This window comes from Sorangium sp. So ce176 (assembly GCF_051519835.1).
Classification (GTDB): Bacteria; Myxococcota_A; Polyangia; order Polyangiales; family Polyangiaceae; genus Sorangium; species Sorangium cellulosum_G.
Genome location: NZ_CP150371.1, coordinates 6,536,449 through 6,555,365, shown reverse-complemented (window position 1 = coordinate 6,555,365; position 18,917 = coordinate 6,536,449). Strand labels below are relative to the sequence as shown.

11 protein-coding genes are annotated in these 18,917 nt (G+C 72.0%); 6 read left to right on the top strand and 5 right to left on the bottom strand.

The annotated features are described in order from the left end of the window. Positions 1-65 precede the first annotated feature (65 nt). Both WMF42_RS24555 and WMF42_RS24550 read left to right on the top strand, forming a co-directional pair. On the top strand, positions 66-1,301 hold the full coding sequence (locus WMF42_RS24555) for an HlyD family secretion protein (protein ID WP_437685078.1): 1,236 nt from the start codon (positions 66-68) through the stop codon (positions 1,299-1,301). 9 nt (positions 1,302-1,310) lie between these two features. Beyond that, entirely contained in the window at positions 1,311-2,894 is a 1,584-nt protein-coding gene (locus WMF42_RS24550; protein WP_437685076.1) for a DHA2 family efflux MFS transporter permease subunit, read from the top strand. Between the two features lie 109 nt (positions 2,895-3,003). Here the strand turns inward: WMF42_RS24550 and WMF42_RS24545 are convergent, their stop codons facing one another. Beyond that, on the bottom strand, positions 3,004-3,612 hold the full coding sequence (locus WMF42_RS24545; protein ID WP_437685074.1) for a DUF2267 domain-containing protein: 609 nt from the start codon (positions 3,610-3,612) through the stop codon (positions 3,004-3,006). A 238-nt stretch (positions 3,613-3,850) separates the two neighbouring features. On the opposite strand from WMF42_RS24545, the gene WMF42_RS24540 reads away from it, so the two are divergent. Further along, complete coding sequence (locus WMF42_RS24540; protein WP_061613121.1) at positions 3,851-4,687, top strand: hypothetical protein; 837 nt, start codon at positions 3,851-3,853, stop codon at positions 4,685-4,687. A gap of 566 nt (positions 4,688-5,253) precedes the next feature. On the opposite strand, the gene WMF42_RS24535 is transcribed toward WMF42_RS24540, so the two are convergent. After that, entirely contained in the window at positions 5,254-7,674 is a 2,421-nt protein-coding gene (locus WMF42_RS24535) for a hypothetical protein (RefSeq protein WP_437685072.1), read from the bottom strand. A gap of 14 nt (positions 7,675-7,688) precedes the next feature. Continuing rightward, positions 7,689-11,741 carry an RHS repeat-associated core domain-containing protein gene (locus WMF42_RS24530; protein ID WP_437685070.1) on the bottom strand — a complete coding sequence of 1,351 codons (4,053 nt, stop codon included), beginning with the start codon at positions 11,739-11,741 and terminating at the stop codon, positions 7,689-7,691. Positions 11,742-12,256: 515 nt separating this feature from the next. On the opposite strand from WMF42_RS24530, the gene WMF42_RS24525 reads away from it, so the two are divergent. After that, positions 12,257-12,976 (top strand): hypothetical protein, encoded by a 720-nt coding sequence (locus tag WMF42_RS24525; RefSeq protein ID WP_437685069.1) that lies wholly within the window; start codon positions 12,257-12,259, stop codon positions 12,974-12,976. 204 nt (positions 12,977-13,180) lie between these two features. Then, the gene (locus WMF42_RS24520; protein WP_437685067.1) at positions 13,181-14,695 is read left to right on the top strand and encodes a dockerin; all 1,515 of its coding nucleotides are present in this window, start codon (positions 13,181-13,183) and stop codon (positions 14,693-14,695) included. Positions 14,696-14,738: 43 nt separating this feature from the next. Here the strand turns inward: WMF42_RS24520 and WMF42_RS24515 are convergent, their stop codons facing one another. Continuing rightward, positions 14,739-15,674 carry a DUF2935 domain-containing protein gene (locus tag WMF42_RS24515; protein ID WP_061613119.1) on the bottom strand — a complete coding sequence of 312 codons (936 nt, stop codon included), beginning with the start codon at positions 15,672-15,674 and terminating at the stop codon, positions 14,739-14,741. Between the two features lie 498 nt (positions 15,675-16,172). Then, positions 16,173-17,180: a protein kinase domain-containing protein gene (locus tag WMF42_RS24510; RefSeq protein ID WP_437685065.1), complete on the bottom strand. Its 1,008-nt coding sequence runs from the start codon at positions 17,178-17,180 to the stop codon at positions 16,173-16,175. 221 nt (positions 17,181-17,401) lie between these two features. On the opposite strand from WMF42_RS24510, the gene WMF42_RS24505 reads away from it, so the two are divergent. Next, complete coding sequence (locus tag WMF42_RS24505) at positions 17,402-18,904, top strand: serine hydrolase domain-containing protein (protein ID WP_437685063.1); 1,503 nt, start codon at positions 17,402-17,404, stop codon at positions 18,902-18,904. The last annotated feature ends 13 nt before the right edge of the window (positions 18,905-18,917 follow it).

Here is an 18,917-nt window from a genome sequence, read left to right as displayed (position 1 = left end):
TTCCTGTTGCCTCAACAGGTCGGGGTGGATACTATGGCGAAAGTTAGTAGCCTTTAGGATCCCGCATGAGCACTGCAACCTCTCCCTCCGACGTCGCCCTCGTCGCCGAAGCCCCCGCCGCGCAGGGAAGCGCCGCCGCGAAGCCGAAGAGCAAGGCCCCCGCGCTCGTGCTCGCCCTGCTGCTCGTGGCCATCGCGGGCGGCGGGTACTGGTGGACGCACCGCACCGTGGAGAGCACGGACAACGCGCAGGTGGACGGCGAGGTGATCGCGGTCCCGGCGCGGGCGGGCGGGACCATCGCCCAGGTGCTCTTCACGGAGAACCAGCAGGTGAAGGCCGGCGATACGCTGGCCGTGCTCGACGACGCGAGCGCCAGGGCGAAGCTCGCGCAGGCCGAGGCCAACGTGGAGGCCGCCGAGGCGGCGGCCGAGGCGGCCGAGGCGGACGCGCGCGTGGCCGAGATCAACGCCCTCGGCAACAAGTCCATCGCCGAGGCGTCGCTGCAGACGGCGCAGGGCGGCGTGACGTCGGCGGCCGATCAGCTCAAGGAGGCGGAGGCCTCGGTCCGATCCGCGGAGACGGCGCTCAAGCAGGCCGAGACCGAGCGCGACAGGAGCCGCGCGCTGCTCGCGCAGGGCGCGCTCCCGCAGGCCGCGTTCGACCAGTCGGAGTCGAGCTTCAACGTGGCGCAGGCCGGCCTGGAGGCGGCGCGCGCGCGGCTCTCCACGCTGCGGGCGAACATCGCGGTGGCGCGCAGCCGCACGATCGAGGCCTCGGCCAAGGTGAAGCAGACGAGCAGCGTGGACGTCGTGGTGGCGCAGGCGCAGGCCCGCGCCAGGTCGGCGCGCGCGCAGGTGGCCATCGCGATGGCGGCGCGCGATCTCGCGAAGCTCGAGCTGTCGTACACGCGCGTCGTGGCCCCCGCCGACGGCGTGGCCTCCAAGAAGACGATCGCCGTCGGGCAGCAGGTCGCGGCGGGGCAGGCCATCGCGCAGCTCGTGACGCCGCTCGTGTGGGTGACGGCGAACTTCAAGGAGACCCAGGTCGCGCACATGCACCCGGGCCAGCCCGCGGACCTCGAGGTCGACGCCCTGCCCGGCGTCACCCTGCACGGCGAGATCGAGAGCCTGTCCGGCGCCACCGGCTCGCGCTTCACGCTGCTGCCGCCGGACAACGCCAGCGGCAACTTCACCAAGGTGGTGCAGCGCGTCCCCGTGCGCGTGAAGGTCCTCGACGTGCCGCAGGGCGTCGTGCTGAAGCCGGGCATGAGCGTCGAGCTGTCCGTCGATACGCGCGGCTAGGAGGGGCTCATGGCTCACGTCGCTTCCTCGCCGGCCGCGCTGGAGCTCGAGGCCGCGCCGGCCAACAAATGGGCCGTGGCCGTCGCGGTGGCCATCGGCGCGCTGCTCGAGGTCGTCGACGCGAGCATCGTCAACGTCGCGCTCAAGGAGATGCAGACGTCGCTGGGCGCGACGATGAGCCAGGCGAGCTGGATCGTCTCGAGCTACGCCGTCGCCAACGTCATCGTCCTGCCGCTCGCCGCGTGGCTCGGGCATCGGTTCGGCAAGAAGAGCTATTTCATCTTCTCGCTGGTGGGCTTCACGGCGGCCTCGGTCCTGTGCGGGCTCTCGACGACCCTGCCGATGCTTGTGATCGCGCGCGTCCTGCAGGGGCTCACGGGCGGCGGCCTGCTGGCCAAGGCGCAGTCGATCCTCTTCGAGACGTTCCCGAAGGAGGAGCAGCCCACGGCGCAGGCGTTCTTCGGGGCCATCGTCATCGCGGGCCCCACCATCGGCCCCACGCTGGGCGGCTACATCGTCACCAACGTCGGCTGGCGGTGGATCTTCTTCATCAACCTGCCGCTCGGCGTGCTCGCCGTGGTGCTCTGCCTCGCGGCGCTCCCGGCCGACGGGCCGCTCGCCGCGGCCCGGAAGGGCATCGACTGGCTCGCCATCAGCCTCCTGGCCGTGGGACTGGGCTGCATGCAGACGTTCCTCGAGGAGGGGAACTCGCACGACTGGTTCGACGATTCGCTGATCGTCGCCCTGTTCGCCGCGTCGCTCGTGTCCCTCGTGCTCTTCGTGCGCCGCGAGCTCCGCGCGGAGGAGCCTGTCGTCGACCTGCGCGTGCTCGGCCACCGCTCTCTGTGGGCTGGCAGCGTCCTCTCGGTTGTCATGGGCATGGCCCTGTATGGCGGGCTCTTCGCCGTGCCGATCTTCGCGCAGACCGTCCTGCGTTACACGTCACAGCAGACGGGCCTCTTGATGCTGCCGGGCGCCCTGGCCACGGCCTTGTTGATGCCCGTCGCGGGGAGGCTGTCGCGCCGGATGGACCCGCGGCTCACGCTGGTGATGGGGGCGCTCCTGCTGGCGGCCTCGCTGACGATGCTGGCCTCGATGAACCCGCAGACGGGCGGCGACGACCTGTTCTGGCCGCTCATCGTCCGCTCCGTGGGCACGACCTTCATGTTCTTGCCGCTCTCCCTGGCCGCGCTCGGCCCCATTCCGCGCAAGGACATCGCCGCCGCGACGGGCTTCTATAACCTGACGCGGCAGCTCGGGGGCAGCATCGGCGTCGCGCTGCTCTCGACGCTGCTCGTCCGGCGGCAGGCCTTTCACGAGGCCGTCCTCGCGGAGAAGCTCGTGTCGAACGACCCCATGACGATCGAGCGGGTCGACCTGCTGACGCGCGCGATGATGGCCAGCGGCGCGTCCGTGGCGGAGGCGAAGCAGCGCGCGCTGTCGCTGCTCTCCGGGTCGGTGGCGCAGCAGGGCTCGATCATGTCGTTCGCGGACACGTTCTGGCTGGCCGGCGTGATCATCGTCCTGTTCCTGCCCCTGGTGATGCTGCTGGGAAAGCCGCAGCGAGGGGTCAAGGTGGAGGCGGGGCACTAGAGGAGCCATCGCGCGCGAGGAGAAGAGAGCGCCGCGGCGAGCTCCGTCTTCCCGGCCGGTTCATCCAGCGAGGCCGTCCAGCTCCCCGGCGCGTCTCCCCGCGCCGCCGTCAGCTCGCGCGCCGCCTGGCGGGGACATCGCCGGACGAGGCCGCCGCCGTGCTGTCCGCGCCCACGTCGCCGCGGAGCTGGTCTGGCGCGGGCCTCTCCACGGAGGCCCGCGGGGGAGGCTCTGCCAGCGACGTGTCCGCCGGCCGCTCCGCGTGGGAGCTGCCCGTGACGCGATGGCGCCCCCAGAGGTCCTTCAGATCAGCCGGGAGCTGGCTCTCGATGTCCGTGACCTCCTTCGTGGGGATCTCGCGCTCCACGGCCGCGAAGATCGCGTGGGACACCGCCCTCGCCTGGTCGGTGTCGATGTGCAGGTGCTCCGCGAGCGTCTCCAGGAACTCGCGACGACTGAAGACCTCGGGAGCCTCGTCGCGGTGCGTGGCGCACGGCTGGACGATCGCCTGGATCGTCGAGGGCAGGGCCGCGGCGAGGTCCCGCGCCTCTCCGCCGCTCAGCCGGCGCGACAGCGTGCACAGCGCCGCGCCGACGGCCTCGGGCGCTCCGAGGTGCGGCGGCAGCGCGCCGCTCTGCTCGACCTGCCGGAAGATGTGCTCGGATACATCATCGATCGACCGGGCGACAGCGGTCGTCGTGTTCGCCTTGCTGCCCATTCGATTGCTCCTCTCGTGTCGTTCGGGAATCGTGCGAGACCGCGTGCACAGCCAACACAGAAGGCAAGCGCGGTGCCGCCCCGCGCACAGCAAGAATCCAACGTTACCTCGTCTTCTATAAATCACCTCCCCCTCCAGTTCTCTCTGGACTCCTCTCTTCGCATCATGAATAGAGGACGCTTGCCCGTCTGGCATTCCAGCGCAATCCCGCGCTCCTGCCACGGACGAGGGTGATCTCATGAGCAAATACACCGCTTCGGAAGTGATCCAGCTCCCCCGCTTCACCGCGGTCGGGGCGATGGCGCTCGGCGAGCAGCTCCTCAGCGCGGCGAAGCCCGCGAAGAAGCAGCTCGCGAAGGGCATCGCGCGCGTGCTCGCGGCGCTGGCTTCGCGCCACGGAGAGCTCGCGTCGGCGCTGCGCGATCAGGTGTCGCTGTCCGAGGGAGGGGAGGCGAGCGAGGATGCGGTCCAGTGCGACCGCGTCCTCGACGGGTGCTGGAGCGGCCTCAACGACTTCCTGACCGCGTTCACCAAGCTGCCGCCCGGCGCGCCCGAGGTCGCGGAGGCGGCCTCGCTGAAGGCGGCCATCTTCACGGGAGGGCTCAAGTTCCTCCAGCTCACGTACGTCCTGCAATGGTCCGAGAGCGAGCTCCGGATCCAGCGCATTCGCAAGAACGGGCTCGACGCGCGCATCGAGGCGCTCGGCGGCAAGCGCTTCCTCGCCGCCCTCGAGGCCGCGCACGCCGCGTACGGCAAGGCGCTCGGCGTCACGGCGCCGGCAGCGACGGCCGCGGGGGCGCCGCCGAGCGTGCGCGAGGCGCTCGACGCGTTCACCGAGGCGCTGCGCGCGTACGTGATCAAGGTGATGGGCGCGGTCGAGCCCGACGAGCCGGAGACGCAGGAGCTCGCCGACAAGCTGCTCGCGCCCCTCGCGAGCTGGAGCGTCGGGCCGAGCGGCCGCGGCGCGGCCCGGAAGAACGGCAAGCCCGAGGGCGAGCCCGCAGCGCCCCCCGCGCCCGGCGTGGCGCTCCCGCCCGACGTGCAGGGCACCGAGCCGGCGCCGGCCGACCTCTGAGCCCCCTCGCGTGATGCACGCCCGCTGCTGACGCGGCGATCCCCTCCGCGCATTCCCCTCGTCAACCCCGCCTCAGGAGCACGCTTCCGTCGCCCGCCGAGCTGTCCACGGCGCCGTCGGCGCCGGGCGTCCCGTCCGGCCCCGTTCTGCCTGCCGCCTGCCGTGCAGCGAGCGGCGCCCGCGCCTGTGCCAGGTCACCTTGTTCTGTGCCAGACGAGGGGGGTCGAACACTGGCTCAAACGCAATGCATTGCGACACACCGGGGTCCGGACCCCTCGAGATCGCTCCGCCGTGCGTCTTCGAGAGCAAAAATGTGCCAGAACTCGCGCCTCGACGCGAAATTCTGTGCCAAGGACCCCGCGAATACCCTCGATCTTGTGCCAGATGGGGGGTCCGGACCCCTTCGGACCGCAAAGCAGAGCGCTCGCGAGGGGTCCGGGCCCCCTCCGGACCGCAGAGCAGAGCGCCTGCCGAGGCTCGGGAACGCCGCTCGGCGGATCGCGGAGCACACTCGAGCGCTCGCTGCGTCCGCGTACCCGCCGGATTGCCCATGACGAGCGCGGCGCTCACGGGAACCACGCCGCGACCTGCACCACCTCGCGCGCCGCGCCGGCCAGGCCCTCGTCGCCCGCGAGCGCCGCGATGAGCGGCACGAGCCGCTCGAGGCTCACGCCGTCGCCCGCGAGCGCGGCAGAGCGGAAGTCTCCGGCCAGCGCGTCGAGCAGGAAGCCAAATACCGCGGCGGCCCCCTCGGGCGGGAAATGGCGGGCCAGCGGGACCAGATCGAGCAGGCGATCCGGCTCGTCGGCGCCGAGGCGCAGGGCCAGCGGAAGGGCCCGGCGCGCCAGCTCGGGCGCGTGCGCGGGATCGTGGCGCGCCAGGAAGCCGAGGGCGTTCAGGTGGTGGGCGTCGCTGAGCGGCGCGATCAAGGCGAGCAACGCGTCGCTCTCGCCCGCAGCGCCGAGCCACGGGCCCACGTCGAACAGCAGCCCGTAGCGATCGAGCGGCTCGGCCCGGCGCAGCGCCGCGTCGATCCGCGCCCAGAGCGGCCCCGGCTCGGTGGCGAAGGGGAGGCTCCGGGCCAGCGCCCGCACGCGCGACGCTTCCGGCAGCGCCTCGAGCAGGTCCTCGGCGGGATCGCCCAGCGCCCTGAGGCGCGGGATCAGGCCCTCGAAGAGCTCGGCGGCGCGCTCGCCGAACCGGGGAGCCAGCGCCGCGGCGCGACGGGCCTCCGGGACGGCGAGGAGCGGCACGAGCCGCGCGAGCGTCCGGTGCGCGAGCGGGTCGTAGGGGTCGGCGTGCTGCTCCACCGCGGCGAACGCGGCGCGCACGTGGTCGGGATCGCCGAGGACCTCCGCGAGCGCGGCGAGCGCTCGCGCCCGCGCGGGCCCAGGCAGCGCCTCCGCGTCGGCCCAGAGCGCCTCGGCGACAGCGCGCGGGAAGCGGTCGGCAAACAGGTCGAGATCGCCAGGGTCTCCGCCGCCGTCGCGGAGGCTGGCGAGCGCCTCGCGCGCGACCGCGACCCCTTCGTCCGGGGGCAGCACGCCCACCGAGAGCAGCTGCGGCAGGACCGGATCCGCCGCGTCGCGGTACGCCGCGAGCGCCTCGCGCGCGAGGGCATGGCCTCGGTCGTCACCTGCGGCCTCGGCGAGGGCCACGAGCGCATCCCCGCGGAGCTCGGCCTCCGGGATGCGCCGCGCGGCGTCCTCGGCCCACGCGAGCACCTCGGCGCGCGCCGGCCCGGCCGCCATCGCCGCGCCGAGCGCGATGAGCGCCTTCGCCTGCTTTCGCTCGTCCGCGATCGGCTCCTCCCGATCGAGGGGCTCGACGCCGACGGGAGCCTCGTGATCCTCGCGGCGGGCGCACCAGTTCACGCTCGCCTCGACCAGGGCTGCGCGCACCGCGAGCGCCGCGGCCTCGCGGCCCGACGCGAGCGCCTCGACGGCGCGACGGCGCACGCGCTCGAGGTCGGCGACGAAGCCGAGATAGCCCTCGGGCCGAGCCATCCAGCGGGCGAGGTGCTCCTCGGTGACAAGCGCGGCGAATGCCTGGAGCGGCGCGGCGGCCTGCTCGAGGTGCGCCCGCGTGTAGGCGCAGGGATAGCCGTCCGGCGCGAGCGACAGCAGGCGGCGGATCGAGGTTTCCCGCGCGCTGCTGTCGAGGCGCTCCTCCACCTCGCGGCGGGCCGCGTTCCAGCGGAACGCATAGGTGCCATCGACGGCCGTGACGAGCGGCTCGATCCCGGCGAGGGCGCTCTCGATCGGGGCTCCGAGGGCGGTCGTGATCTCGTCCTCGCGAAGCCGGCCGTAGGCGGCCGAGAGCAGGCCGAGGAGCCGGGCCGGCACCGCGCCGGCGGCCGCGAGGAGCTCGGCGGGATCGCCCGGCGCGGGCCAGGGCCGCGACGGCAGCGGAAGGATCCGCGTGCGCGCCGGATCGAAGCCGAGGCGCGGGATCCACGCGCGGGCCGCGGCTTCGTCGCCCTCGACGGTGGCGAGCACCTTGACGCGAGGGCCAACGGCGGAGAACAGCGCTGGCCAGGAGACGAGCGGCTCCGCTTCCTCGACGTCGGTGATTGCGAGCAGCAGCGATGGTTCGCCCTCGGTCGGGCCCACGCGCAGGTGCTCCTCCGCGATCTTCGCGCGTAGACGCCGAGGAGGACCGCCCACGTAATCGGCTAGCAGCCGAGAGACCAGCAGCGCGATGAGGTCGCGCTCGAGCCTGAGATCAGGCCCGAGCGGCACGAGCTGCGCAGCGTAGGCGGTACCTTCGTGCTGTGAACGGACCAGGTGGGCGGCCACGACCGAGCGCCGGCCTGGGCGCGGGCCATGCAAGATCGCATAGGGCAGCTCTGGTTCGTCGAGCCATTGGCTGAGCGCGGCCAGCGCGGCTTGCTCCGCGGGGTCGAGCGTGGCGCTCGACGCTTCAGCCCAGGCGCAGCGGCAGGCGCGCTCGACGGGCGCGGGGGCGAGGAGTTGTGGCGGGGACATCGTCATTGCGCAGGTCATGTGTCAGTGAACGGCGGCGTCGAGGAGGGCACCGTGGTGACGTTCTTCCGTCGAGAGTGCGCGGGCTCGCTGCTCTGTGTCCAGGTCCCGTCCCACCGGCCCATCTTGTTCACCTTGGTTTCCGTCTCGTCGTTCGGGCCGACGACGCCGCCCTTCGCGTCCTCTCCGATGTTCGCCGGGTGGAGGCCGAGCTCGCGGAAGATCTGCGCGCACATGGGGCAGGGCGCCATTCCCTCGCCACGCGCGTTCGTGGTCTCGATGATCGCGCCGTCCTTGAAGCGCTTCTGCAGCTCCGAGCGGACCTCCTGGTCCGTCATCTTGGGGTTACCCTGCCGCTTGCGCTTCGCGTCCCCTTCCGTGCGGATCTGTTTCGCCATCTTGTGCAGCGCATCCACCTCCGCGCATGTTGTGTCCCCTGTCTGGGTCTCACCGCGCGCCCTCTGCGCGTTCTTGACGGCCGCGGTGATCGCAGGGTCCTTGTACCTCTCGCGCTGGCCCTCCTCTGCCCGGGAGCGCTCTCCCTGGCTCTTGCCCGAGATATCGTCCGGCACTCCGCGGCGGTGCTTGGACTCGGTGAAGTCCTTGCCGCCGGGGTTCTCCCCGGCCGCGTTCCGGACGGTCGAGAACGGCATCAGGCCGCTCGGATCGACGAAGCGCGTCGGCGCGTTGCCTGCGTAATCGAAGCCGTTGAAGCCGCCGTCCAGGCCGGCCGGGTCCGCGCTCAGGTACCGGCCGAGCGCGGGATCGAAGTAGCGGTAGCGGTTGTAGACGAGCCCCGTCTCCTCGTCCTCGTATTGGCCCGGGAAGCGGAGCGGCGTCGTGGTCCGCCCGCCCTCCTTCACCTTCGCGCCGAACGCGGATCGATCGATCTCGCACACCACCTCGCCCGCTGGACCGACCAGGCGCTCGGGGGCGCCCACATCGTCGTTGAGGTAATGGAACCATGGGCTCTCCTCACGGCGGCCGCCCGCCATGCGCGCGTCGCGGTGAGCCCAGGGGGCGTACCGGACCTCCTCGAAGCAGTACGTGCGCTCCTCCACGATGGGATCGCCCGACGCCTGCGCCATACGCTTGATCTCGTGGACGAGCACGCCGCCATCCCACACGAAACGCACGCTCGACACCTCGCGCCGCTGCCCGTCGGGGGCGCGCTCGAGCGTGCGTTTCCCGATGCGCCGCGCGAACGGATCGTAGCTGAGCTCGACCACCCTTCCATCGGGCTTCTCGACGGAAGCGAGCAGCCCGAGGCCGTTCCATGTGTAGCGGGTCAGCCGGCCGTCCGCGCCTCGCGCGCTCGTGAGCCTGCCCGACTCGTCCCACGTATACGTGGTGTCGCCCTTCTGCATCAGGCGGTTGCCCGCACCGTAGGAGCGCTGCTCGCCGTCCGGCTCGTGGAGGTTGCCCGCGGCGTCGTACGAAAAGCGCTCGCCCTGGCCCCGTTCGTTGCGGACACCCAGGATCTGCCCTGCGGCGTCGTGTTCGAACCGCTTCCGGCCGAGCGCGTCGTCCCATGCCTCGACGAGCTCCGAGCACGGCCCGTAGCGGAACGCCTGGTACACCGTCGTCCCCGGCGGGCGAGGGCCGACCCAGTCGGGCCGACCGGCGCCGGCGCTGGTCTGCCCGGGGTGGCCCACCCAGCGCTGCGCCATGCGGCCGAGCGCGTCGTAGACGACCTGGATGCGCCCGCCGTCCGGCAGCGCGCGGGCGATCTCGCGCCCGAGCGCGTCGTGCGCGACGTCAACCGTGACGCGCCCGTCCAGCACGACCTGCGTCGCCCGGCCGCAGGCGTCCCGCGCAAAGGCGGCCGAGTGGCCGAGTGATGTCTTCCGCTGCACGACATTGCCCATGAGATCGTACGTCCGCCGCACGACGGACAGGTCTCCCGAGGCGCGCTGCCGCTCCTCTACCACCCAGCCCACGGCGTTGCGCGTGTACGTGAGCTCCCCGGCGGGCGTGACGGCGGCGATGAGGTTGCCGTACACGTCGTACTCGAACGACTCCGTGGTGCCGTCCGGCAGGGAGCGCTGAACGAGCTGTCCGGCCGCGTCGTAGGCGAACTCGGTGGTCTCGCCTGCGCTGGTCTGCTCGAGGACGAGCTGTCCGGCCATGTCGTGCCGATAGTGCTTCTCCAGCCCGGCGAACGTCCGCTCATACACCAGGCGACCCGCCGTGTCGTAGCGCATGAGGTACACGTCTCCCCGCGCATTCTCGGCCCGCACGAGGCGACCCTCGCGATCGTAGCCGAGGCGGTTCACCTCGCCGTTCGGACGGCGGATCGCGCAGACCTTGTGCAGGCCTCCGCGATCGAAGCGCGTCGCGGTGCCGTCCGGGTGGTCGACGCGCACGACGTCCCCGTTGCGGTCGTGGGTATAGCGGGTCACGCCACCGTCGGGTTGGCGCACAGCGACGCGATCACCCCGATCGTTGTAGGCGTACGACGTGATGTTCCCGAGCGCGTCGCGCACCGACAGGCAGCGTCCCCAGTGATCGTAAACATACTCGGTGACGGCGCCTGTCCCGTCGACCTTCTGGACCATGTTGCCGTGCGCGTCGTGGGCGACGCGCGTGCGCGCCCCGTTCGGCGCGACCGTCTCCGTGATGAGCCCGCGCGCCTCGATGCGGACCTCGAAGCTCGCGCCGATCGGGTCGGTCCAGCGCAGGGCGGTCGCGGTGCGTGTGACCTCCGTCACGCCGCCGGCCGGGTCGGTGACGCGGCGAATATGCCCGTCCGGGTCGCGGTCGATGAGGGTGGTGCGGCCCAGCGGATCGGTCACGCGGAGCGTGCGACCGCGGGCGTCGCGGACCCAGGTCGTGGTCGCGCCCAGCGGGCCGGTGAACGAAAGGAGGTTGCCGTTCTCGTCGTATGTGCGGCTGTAGACGGCCCCGCCCGACACGGCCTTGTCGAGCTTGCCGAAATCGTTGGCGAAGTAGCGATGCACGGTGATCGAGTCCGTCACTTCCGAGTAGCCGTCGTCGCCATAGAGGAGCTTGCAGTGATAGATCCCTCGGGCTCTCGTGCCGTCGGCGAGGGTATCGGGTACGCCTTCGGCGAGGCCGAGGCGCCCCGCGTCGGGGTGAACACCCCAGGTCTCGACGCAGCGCCCCTGCTCGTCATAGAGGAAATGGAAGGTGAGATCTTCGGGATCCGTGCGCGACGTCAACCGGTGGTCTTCGTACGTATAACGGGAGACGCAGCCTTCTGCGTCCGTATCGGCGATGAGGTCCCCGCGCGCATCGTACGTGTAGGCCCGCAGCGTGATCCACCTCCCTTGCTCAGGCGCATTCTTGATCTCGAGCGCGCCGATGCGGCCGTCCGGCGTGCGCCGCACGCGCACGACGCGGCCGGCGGCGTCGGTGATCGATTCGATACGCCCCTCACGGTAGCCGAGCCGCGTCGTGTTGCCGTGGGCGTCGCGCACGGCGGAGAGGCGGTATGTCGAGCCCGTGGGCTCGGAGAACAGATAGAATGTGCCGGCGGCGTCGTCGAGGACGAAGCCGCTCGCGTCGCGGGTCAGGATCCAGCCATCGGGGCCGATCCCTGCGTCTCCTTCTGCGATGGCGTCGAACGAGAGCTCCGCGCCCGTGTCGGTCCACAGCACGGTGGTCTGGCGCCGCACCTCGACGGCCCACGCGAACGAATGCGTCCAGCCGAAGCCGAGACCCACGTCACGCTCACGGGCGCTCGTGCTGTAGCGGCGCACGAACCGCAATCCGAGCGGGCCGAGCAACTCCAGATCGACGACCGGATCCGTGAACACGCGGCCGGTGGCGACATCGACGGGATCGCCCTTCGACACCTTCCCGCTCTTCTTGGACCCGTGGTGGTTGGGGCAGCCGGAGCCGTCGCCGCCCGTGCCCCCGCAGGCAGATTTGCCGCCTCCACCCGCGCCGTTGCCCCCGCCGGAGCCATCGGCGCCCTGATCCTTGCCGCTCCCCTTGCCACCCTTGCCCCCGCTGCCCCCGCTGCCCCCGCCGCCGCCCATGATGAAAACGCCCGGATTCATGCCAGGGATTGCGGGGATATTCGGGACGGGTGCCGTGCGGGCCATGCTTTCGAGGATAACAGGGGCGCGCGTGCGGTCACAGACTGAACTGCGGTCATCTTCACGGGAGGGCTCAAGTTCCTCCATCTCACGTGCATCCTGCGATGGTCCGAAAGCGAGCTCCGGATCCAGCGGATTCGCAATATTGAAATCGACGCGTGCATCGAGGCGCTCGGCAGCAAGCGCTCCCTCGCCGCCCTGCTGTTTCTCTTGCAGCGCACGGTCAGCAATCCCCAGGCGTGGCGCCGGGGAGTGACGCCCGTATCACCGCATCCGCGGCTCGATCCACGCACGCATCCGGCCGGCGATCGCGCGCTTCTCGGCGAGGGCGCGCGTGGGGCCGGAGGAGGCGCCCACGAGGGCGGCGTTCGGCGACCCCTCGAAGCGAGGCGAGGCGCGGAGCGCTGCATACGAGCTCTCGAGCAAGGCCGCGAGCGCGCGTTCCTCGGCGCCCCGGATCGCTCTGGGCCGAGCTCTCCTCGAAGTTCCCCGACGCGAAGCCGGAGTACCTGCCGCGGGCGGTGCCGGCCGACGCCCTGCTCGCGTATGGCTACCTGAGCAAGACGCTGAAGTTCGAGGCGACGTTCGCTGTGCGGGAAGGGACGTTCAAGGACTCGAGGGTTCGCGCCTTCGGGCTGGACGGCAACCCGTTCGGCGCGGACCCGGCGCGCCGATCGCAGGTCGTCGTGCACGACTGGGCTGCGCCGAAGGACTTCGTGATCGAGCTCGTCGCCGACGATCCGGACAGCCGCGTCCTCGTCGCGCAGATCGCGCCCGCGGAGACGCTCGCCGCGACGGTGGCCAGCGCGCTCGGCCGGCTCGATCGGCTCGGCGGGGAGGCGCGGCGGATCGCGCCGGACGAGGCGCTCGCGATCCCGCGGCTGACGCTCGACCTGGAGGCGCGTTTCGGCGAGCTCATGGGTCGACCGCTGCTCGGCGACGCGTTCCGAGGGAGGCGCCTCGACGAGGCCAAGCAGCGGGTGCAGTTCCACCTGGACGAGGGCGGCGCGGGCGCGACGGCGGAGGCCATCGTGGGCTCGTACGGTCTGCCGCCGCCCCGGTCCTTCCTGGTGACGGCGCCGTTCCTTGTGCTGCTCCAGCGGCGCGGGGCGCGCGCGCCCTACCTGGCGGCGTGGGTGGAGAGCACAGCCTGGATGGAGGTGCTCGGCCAGGTGGCGCCGCCGACGGCGCCGCCGGCAGGGTGGGGACCGCCGGCAGGGTGGGGGCCGCCGGCAGGGTGAGGATCGCCGCGCTCCGTCCGGCACGACGCGAGGGCGCCGGCCGCCCGCGCAACGCGCGGTGGTCGCACGACGAGCACCCGCGTGCCACGCGCGGTCCCGGACGGAAGAACTGAACCGGTTCACCTTCCCCCGCGAGGGCTGATGATCCAAGCTTGGCGCCGCGGGGATCCCCGGGGTCCCCTCGTGCTTCAGCAAGGAGCCATCATGCGAAGATCATCGTTCTTGAGCTTGAGCTCATCAGGTTCTCTCGTCCTCCTCCTCATGGCGATCGGGTGCAGCTCGTCGAACGAGTCGTCCTCCGGCGCCGGCGGCGAAGGCGGCGCCGGCGGCCAGAGCGCGACGAGCAGCGCGAGCGGCACCGACCCGGCCGGCGGCACCGGCGGCACCGGCGGCGACGCGGCGGGGTCTGGCGGCGCCGGCGGCGAGGCTGCGGGCACCGGCGGCGCCGGCGGCACCGGCGGCGGGGCGCCTGCGGGGCCGGGCTGGGACTGGACCGGGATCGTCGGCACGGGACAGAGCCTCTCGGTCGGCGCCGAGGGCACGCCGCCGCGCGGGACGGAGCAGCGCTTCAGCAACCTCAAGCTGTCCCTCGGGGGCGGGTCCATGCCCCCGTTCGATCCGGCGAACGGCGCCCTCTCCCTCGTGCCGCTCACCGAGCCCATCCGCGGGTTCGCGATAACCTACCCCAGCGCGTACCCGAAGAACATCTACGGCGAGACGCCGCACACGGCCATGGCCGATCAGATATCGACCCTCGCGCAGGCGGCGGGCGGCGATCACATCACCGTGCACACAGTCGTCGGCGAGAGCGGGCAGCCGATGAGCGTCCTCCGGAAAGGCGCCAACCCGACGGTCGATGGCGACAAGTCGACCGGCCGCGCTTACGAGGCGACGCTGTTCGAGGCGGAGGCGATCGCGCGCCTCGCGAGGGACGCGGGCAAGACCTACGGTATCGGCGCCATCATCATCACGCACGGCGAGTCCGACGCCGGCAGCGCGACCTACGAGGACGACCTGGTCAAGCTCTGGTCCGACTACAACGCGGATCTCCTGCCCATCACCGGGCAGTCGCGGAGCATCCCCCTGCTGGTGTCCCAGCAGCACTCGGTGCACACCGAGGTGGGCTCGCGCTCGACGTCGACCCAGGCGCAGTGGCACGTGGGCGTGGGCCACCCGGGCGACATCGTCTGCTCGGGCCCGAAGTACCAGTATCCGTACGACGAGGACCACATCCACCTCACCGCGCGCGGCTACCAGCTCCTCGGCGAGAAGTACGGCCAGGTCTACTTCGAGAAGGTCGTCCTCGGAAAGGACTGGCAGCCGCTCCAGCCGACGGGCGTCGAGCGCGCCGGCAAGGTGATCACCGTGCAGTTCCACGTCCCGGTGCCGCCCCTCGTCTGGGACAGCGCGCTGCCGTCTCCCCACCAGACGGCCTTCACGGAGTGGTCGAAGGGCCGCGGCTTCCAGGTCTGGAGCGGCAACACCCGGATCGAGATCAGCAGCGTCGAGATCTCCGGCGGCGCGGTGAAGATCACGACAGCGTCGGATCTCCCCGCGTCGGGCGTGATGGTCGGCTACGCGGCGACGACCGACGGGACCACGATGCCCGGCGGCACGACGCGGTGGGGGCAGCTCCGCGACTCCGATCCGTTCGTCGGGTCGGTCTCGGGCGAGGCCCAGCCGAACTACAGCGTCGCGTTCGAGATGAGCGTCCCCTGAGCCCCCGCGCGCGCGGCCTCCCCGCGCGCGGCCTCGCTCCTGCTCACCGCGCGCGCCGGACCTCGTCGGAGAACCTCACCGCCTCGCGGAGCACGTGATCGGCGAGCGAGGGATCGATGATGCTCTTGATCTGCCCCGTCTCGATGCCCTGCTCCGCGGCCGTCTTGAAGTCGATGACATCGTCGGCCATCATCGCGAGCTGCCCGCTGCCGACGAGCTGGATGTTCGCCTGGTACATCGCGTCGGCGCGCGCGTTCGCCTGCCCGACGAGCGCGCGCTCCTGCGGGTCGAGCAGGTGCGCGATGAACTCGAGGTGCTCGGCCATGATCCGCGTCCAGAACGCCCCGACCTCGTCGCGCTGGAACCCGGCGCCGCCGCTCGCGAACAGATCGAGCCGGCCGGCGAACCGCTCGGCCTCGCGCGCGATGTGGTCGAAGAAGAGCGGCCAGACGAGGCTCTTCAGCGTGCCGGCCTCCTGCTGGCGCTGCATGCGGCGCTTGTACTCGATGAACTGAAGGACGCTCGAGCGCGTGTCGGCGAGCAGCGGATAGAGCTCGTCGTCGCGGTAGGCGCGGTCGCGGGCCGAGATGAAGTGCTGGGCGAAGAGCACCTGGAACTGCCGCGCCTCGGCCCGGGGCGCGCGGAGGGCGTCGCCCGGCATGAGCAGCGCCATGAACATCGCATGTTCCATCATGATGTCCGTCCAGAAGAGGACCTCGGAGAGGGCCTGCGCCGCGAGCCCGGCGTGCATTCCGGGCAGGTAGATCGGCTTCGTCGCGCGCTGATCGATGAGGATACCGGGCGTCTGGGGGATCCCTTCCGGGAGAGACAGGGGCCCGACCGACTCGCAGCTCCCGGCGCCCTTCTCGACAGCCAGCGCGAGGCCCGCCGGGGCGAGCAGCGAGACACCGACGGCGGCCGCCGCTCTGCCGGCGAATCGCCTGCGTCCAAATTTGCCTTGTGAAACATGCTTCTCCATCGACGCTCCTCCAGGTTTCGTACATCCGTGTGAGCCCGAGCGAAGGTGCATGTCCCGCGCCCGGTCTCACGAGAGGAGTCGACGGGCGATCCGCCGCCCCGCGCCGCGCCGGATCCGGCGACCGGCGGCGCCGGGGATCGCCGCGCGAAGCGCCTCGTTCGCGGCGGCGTCGCGTGGGGCGCGCCGCGCGTCGATCGACCGCGGAATCCGCCCGTGATGGGGATCCGCGACCGGCTGTCTGCGAAGGTGGAGCACAGGGTCGCCCGTTGGCCGGCGGCCTGCGACCATCGAGCACAGGGGCCCACGGCGGACCACAGGAGCTCGGCGCGCGGCGGACGGTGTCGGTCCAGGCGGGGCAGAGAAGGGCGCGCTGGTGGGCTGGGCGGGCTCACCCGTCCGGGCGGGGCTCGCTCTCGCGGCGGCGTACGTCGACGTCTCGCCTGCTCGAGATCGCGCCAGGGCGATGCCGTCGACGCGCGCTCGACGACGACGACAAGGTCAGAAGCCGATCCGGTCCTTACGGGCGCGCGCGTTCGTCCTTGCGGCGGGCGTGGGCCTCGGCTGCGGGCGCGCGCTCGAGGCGGCTCGCGTCGCCCTGGGAGCCGCCGGCAGGGCGGGGGACGTGGAGGCCACGGGCTGCGGGGGTGGCGTCGTCGTGGACGCCGTCGGGAGCGCGGCCGCCCGGATCTCCTCTGCGGGCGGCGCGGGGGGCGGCTCCGGCGGCGGTCCCTGGTCGGGCGCGCCGCGCGCGGCCGGGCTGTCCGCGGCGGGCGCGCCGTGCTCCGGCGGATCGCGGTGCATCCAGGGGATGCCCAGGCCGAGCGCCGCCGCCCCTGCGAGCGCGACCCCTGCGATCAGGACGCCGGCGCCGCCCCGACGGGCGCCCGCGCCCGGCATGACGAGCCCGTTGAACGTGTCGCGGTGGACGATGCCGAGCTGGTGCGCGCGCCCGAGCGCCCTCGCGACCTGCCGCACGACGCGCGCGATCTCGTGCAGCGACATGGGGCCAAGGCGGCTGATCCTGCGCTTCAGCTCTTCCCCCTCGAGCAGCTCCATGAGGATGTACGGGACCCCCGCGTCGGTGATCCCGTGATCGAACACCTGGGCGACATGGGGGCTCTTGATCTGCGCCGCCGCCACCGCCTCACGCCTGAACCGCTCGATGAACCCGGGGCACCGCGCGATCTCCGGGGCCATGAGCTTCACGGCGACCTGCGACCCGAGCGAGAGGTGGTCGGCTACCCAGACGGTCCCCATGCCTCCTTGTCCGCGCGGCCTCACCAGCCGGAGCTTGGGCGTAACCAGATGTCCGGAGCTCACGAGCCACCTCTTGAACGGGCCACGCTCCGCGCTCGATGGTCGTCGGCGGGTGGCGCAGATTACGGCGGTGCGACCGATAGTCAAGTTGTTCAGCCTGTCTGTGAATGCAGGGCAGCGCGGCGCGCGGCGGAGCGGGCGTGATCTATGTCTTTGTCGGATCGTCGGTGTCGATTCTCGAGCTGTCATGTCCTGCGCTGACGACCTCCGCCCGTCGTGGGCTCGGCTGCGCCTGAGACGTACCGGGGTGTCGCGCGCGGCGATCTCCCGAGGGCGGCTGAGGCGGCTCAGCGCGACTGTTGTGTCTGCCAACGACAGGAGGGAATCGTCGCGACTCGATGATGTGCCCTTGTGCTCGCGCGCCGATTCTGTACTGTCGCGCTCACCCGGATTCTTGCCCTGGAGATCGCATGCGAACCTCGAACAAAGTCTCTCGACATCATGGCTTCCTCCTCGCCCTGCTGGCGTCGAGCGCGCTCACCCTCGGCGCTGGCTGCGATGGCGGCGAGACAGTGGACCCGTCGGGCGCGTCGTCGACGACCAGCTCCGGCGGCGCGAACGAAGGCGGTGCGAACGAGGGCGGGGGCGGCACGGGCGGCGCGAACGAGGGCGGGGGCGGCACGGGCGGCGCGAACGAGGGCGGGGGCGGCACGGGCGGCGCGAACGAGGGCGGGGGCGGCACGGGCGGCGCGAACGAGGGCGGGGGCGGCACGGGCGGCGCGAACGAGGGCGGGGGCGGCACGGGCGGCGCGAACGAGGGCGGGGGCGGCACGGGCGGTGCGAATGAGGGCGGAGGCGGTGCGGGCGGCGCGAACGAGGGGGGCGGCGCGGGCGGCGCGAACGAGGGCGGGGTCGGCAGCGGCGGCGCGGGAGGCGAGGGGGGCGGCGGCGTGGACGACTGCGCCGAGCTCGCGGAGGCCCTCCAGGCGCGCCTCGACGGGGCGCGGGAGGCCCTCGGCACCCCGGGCGCCGTCCTCGCGGTCAGCACGCCGGCGTGCGGCGTCCAGGACTTCGCGAGCGGCGAGTCAGCGCCCGGCGACCCGATGCGCGCGGACCACGTGCTCCGCGTCGGCAGCGTGACCAAGACCTATGTCGCGGCCGCGGTGCTCCAGCTCGCGCACGAGGGCGCGCTCGACCTGGACGACCCGCTCTCGACGTGGATCGCGACGTTCCCCGGCGCGGACGGCATCACCTTGCGACAGCTCCTGAACCACTCGAGCGGCATCTTCAACTACACGGAGGATGAGGACCTCGTGCCCGCCGTGATCGCCGATCCGGGCCGTGTCTGGAGCCCCGAGGAGATCGTCGCCATCGCCGCCGAGCACGACCCCTATTTCGCTCCGGGCGAGGGGTGGCATTACTCGAGCACGAACTACATCCTCCTCGGGATGATCCTCGAGGCCGCGACAGGCGAGGGCGTCGCCGAGGTGATCCGCGATCGGCTGCTCGATCCGAGCGCGCTCTCGAGCACCTCGTTCGACGGAGAGGAGCCGATCGCAGGTGAGCTCGCCCGCGGTTACACCGCCGAGGGGGTGGACATCACGTCGGTCCTCCATCCCTCGTTCCCCTGGTCCGCCGGCGCCATGGTGGCGAGCGCGGGGGACGTCGCCCGCTGGGCGGTCGCGCTCTACGACGGCGCGGCGCTCGATCCGGCGTCGCGGGCAGAGATGCTCGCGGATCCCGTGCCCTCCGGCGTCGAGGGCCAGGGCTTCGGGCTCGGGACGCTCGTCATCGGGCGCGAGGTCCTTGGAGTCCCCGCGCTCGGGCACGACGGCGGCATTCCGGGCTTCGCCACGATCATGCTGTATTACCCCGAGCAGCAGGCCGCCGTGGCCGCCATCGTGAACAAAGAGGGCGTGGATCCCTCCCTCATCGCGCTCTCGGCCAGCGGGCTCCTGCTCGAATCGGAGTGAGCCTCATCGTGCC

Excerpts from the sequence above, each read along its gene's own strand:
- WMF42_RS24555 (WP_437685078.1), top strand. The coding sequence starts at position 66 with ATGAGCACTGCAACCTCTCCCTCCGACGTCGCCCTCGTCGCCGAAGCC.
- WMF42_RS24520 (WP_437685067.1), top strand. The coding sequence starts at position 13,181 with ATGCGAAGATCATCGTTCTTGAGCTTGAGCTCATCAGGTTCTCTCGTC.
- WMF42_RS24505 (WP_437685063.1), top strand. The coding sequence starts at position 17,402 with ATGCGAACCTCGAACAAAGTCTCTCGACATCATGGCTTCCTCCTCGCC.
- WMF42_RS24540 (WP_061613121.1), top strand. The coding sequence starts at position 3,851 with ATGAGCAAATACACCGCTTCGGAAGTGATCCAGCTCCCCCGCTTCACC.
- WMF42_RS24535 (WP_437685072.1), bottom strand. The coding sequence starts at position 7,674 with ATGTCCCCGCCACAACTCCTCGCCCCCGCGCCCGTCGAGCGCGCCTGC.
- WMF42_RS24545 (WP_437685074.1), bottom strand. The coding sequence starts at position 3,612 with ATGGGCAGCAAGGCGAACACGACGACCGCTGTCGCCCGGTCGATCGAT.
- WMF42_RS24550 (WP_437685076.1), top strand. The coding sequence starts at position 1,311 with ATGGCTCACGTCGCTTCCTCGCCGGCCGCGCTGGAGCTCGAGGCCGCG.
- WMF42_RS24515 (WP_061613119.1), bottom strand. The coding sequence starts at position 15,674 with ATGGAGAAGCATGTTTCACAAGGCAAATTTGGACGCAGGCGATTCGCC.
- WMF42_RS24510 (WP_437685065.1), bottom strand. The coding sequence starts at position 17,180 with ATGACAGCTCGAGAATCGACACCGACGATCCGACAAAGACATAGATCA.
- WMF42_RS24530 (WP_437685070.1), bottom strand. The coding sequence starts at position 11,741 with ATGGCCCGCACGGCACCCGTCCCGAATATCCCCGCAATCCCTGGCATG.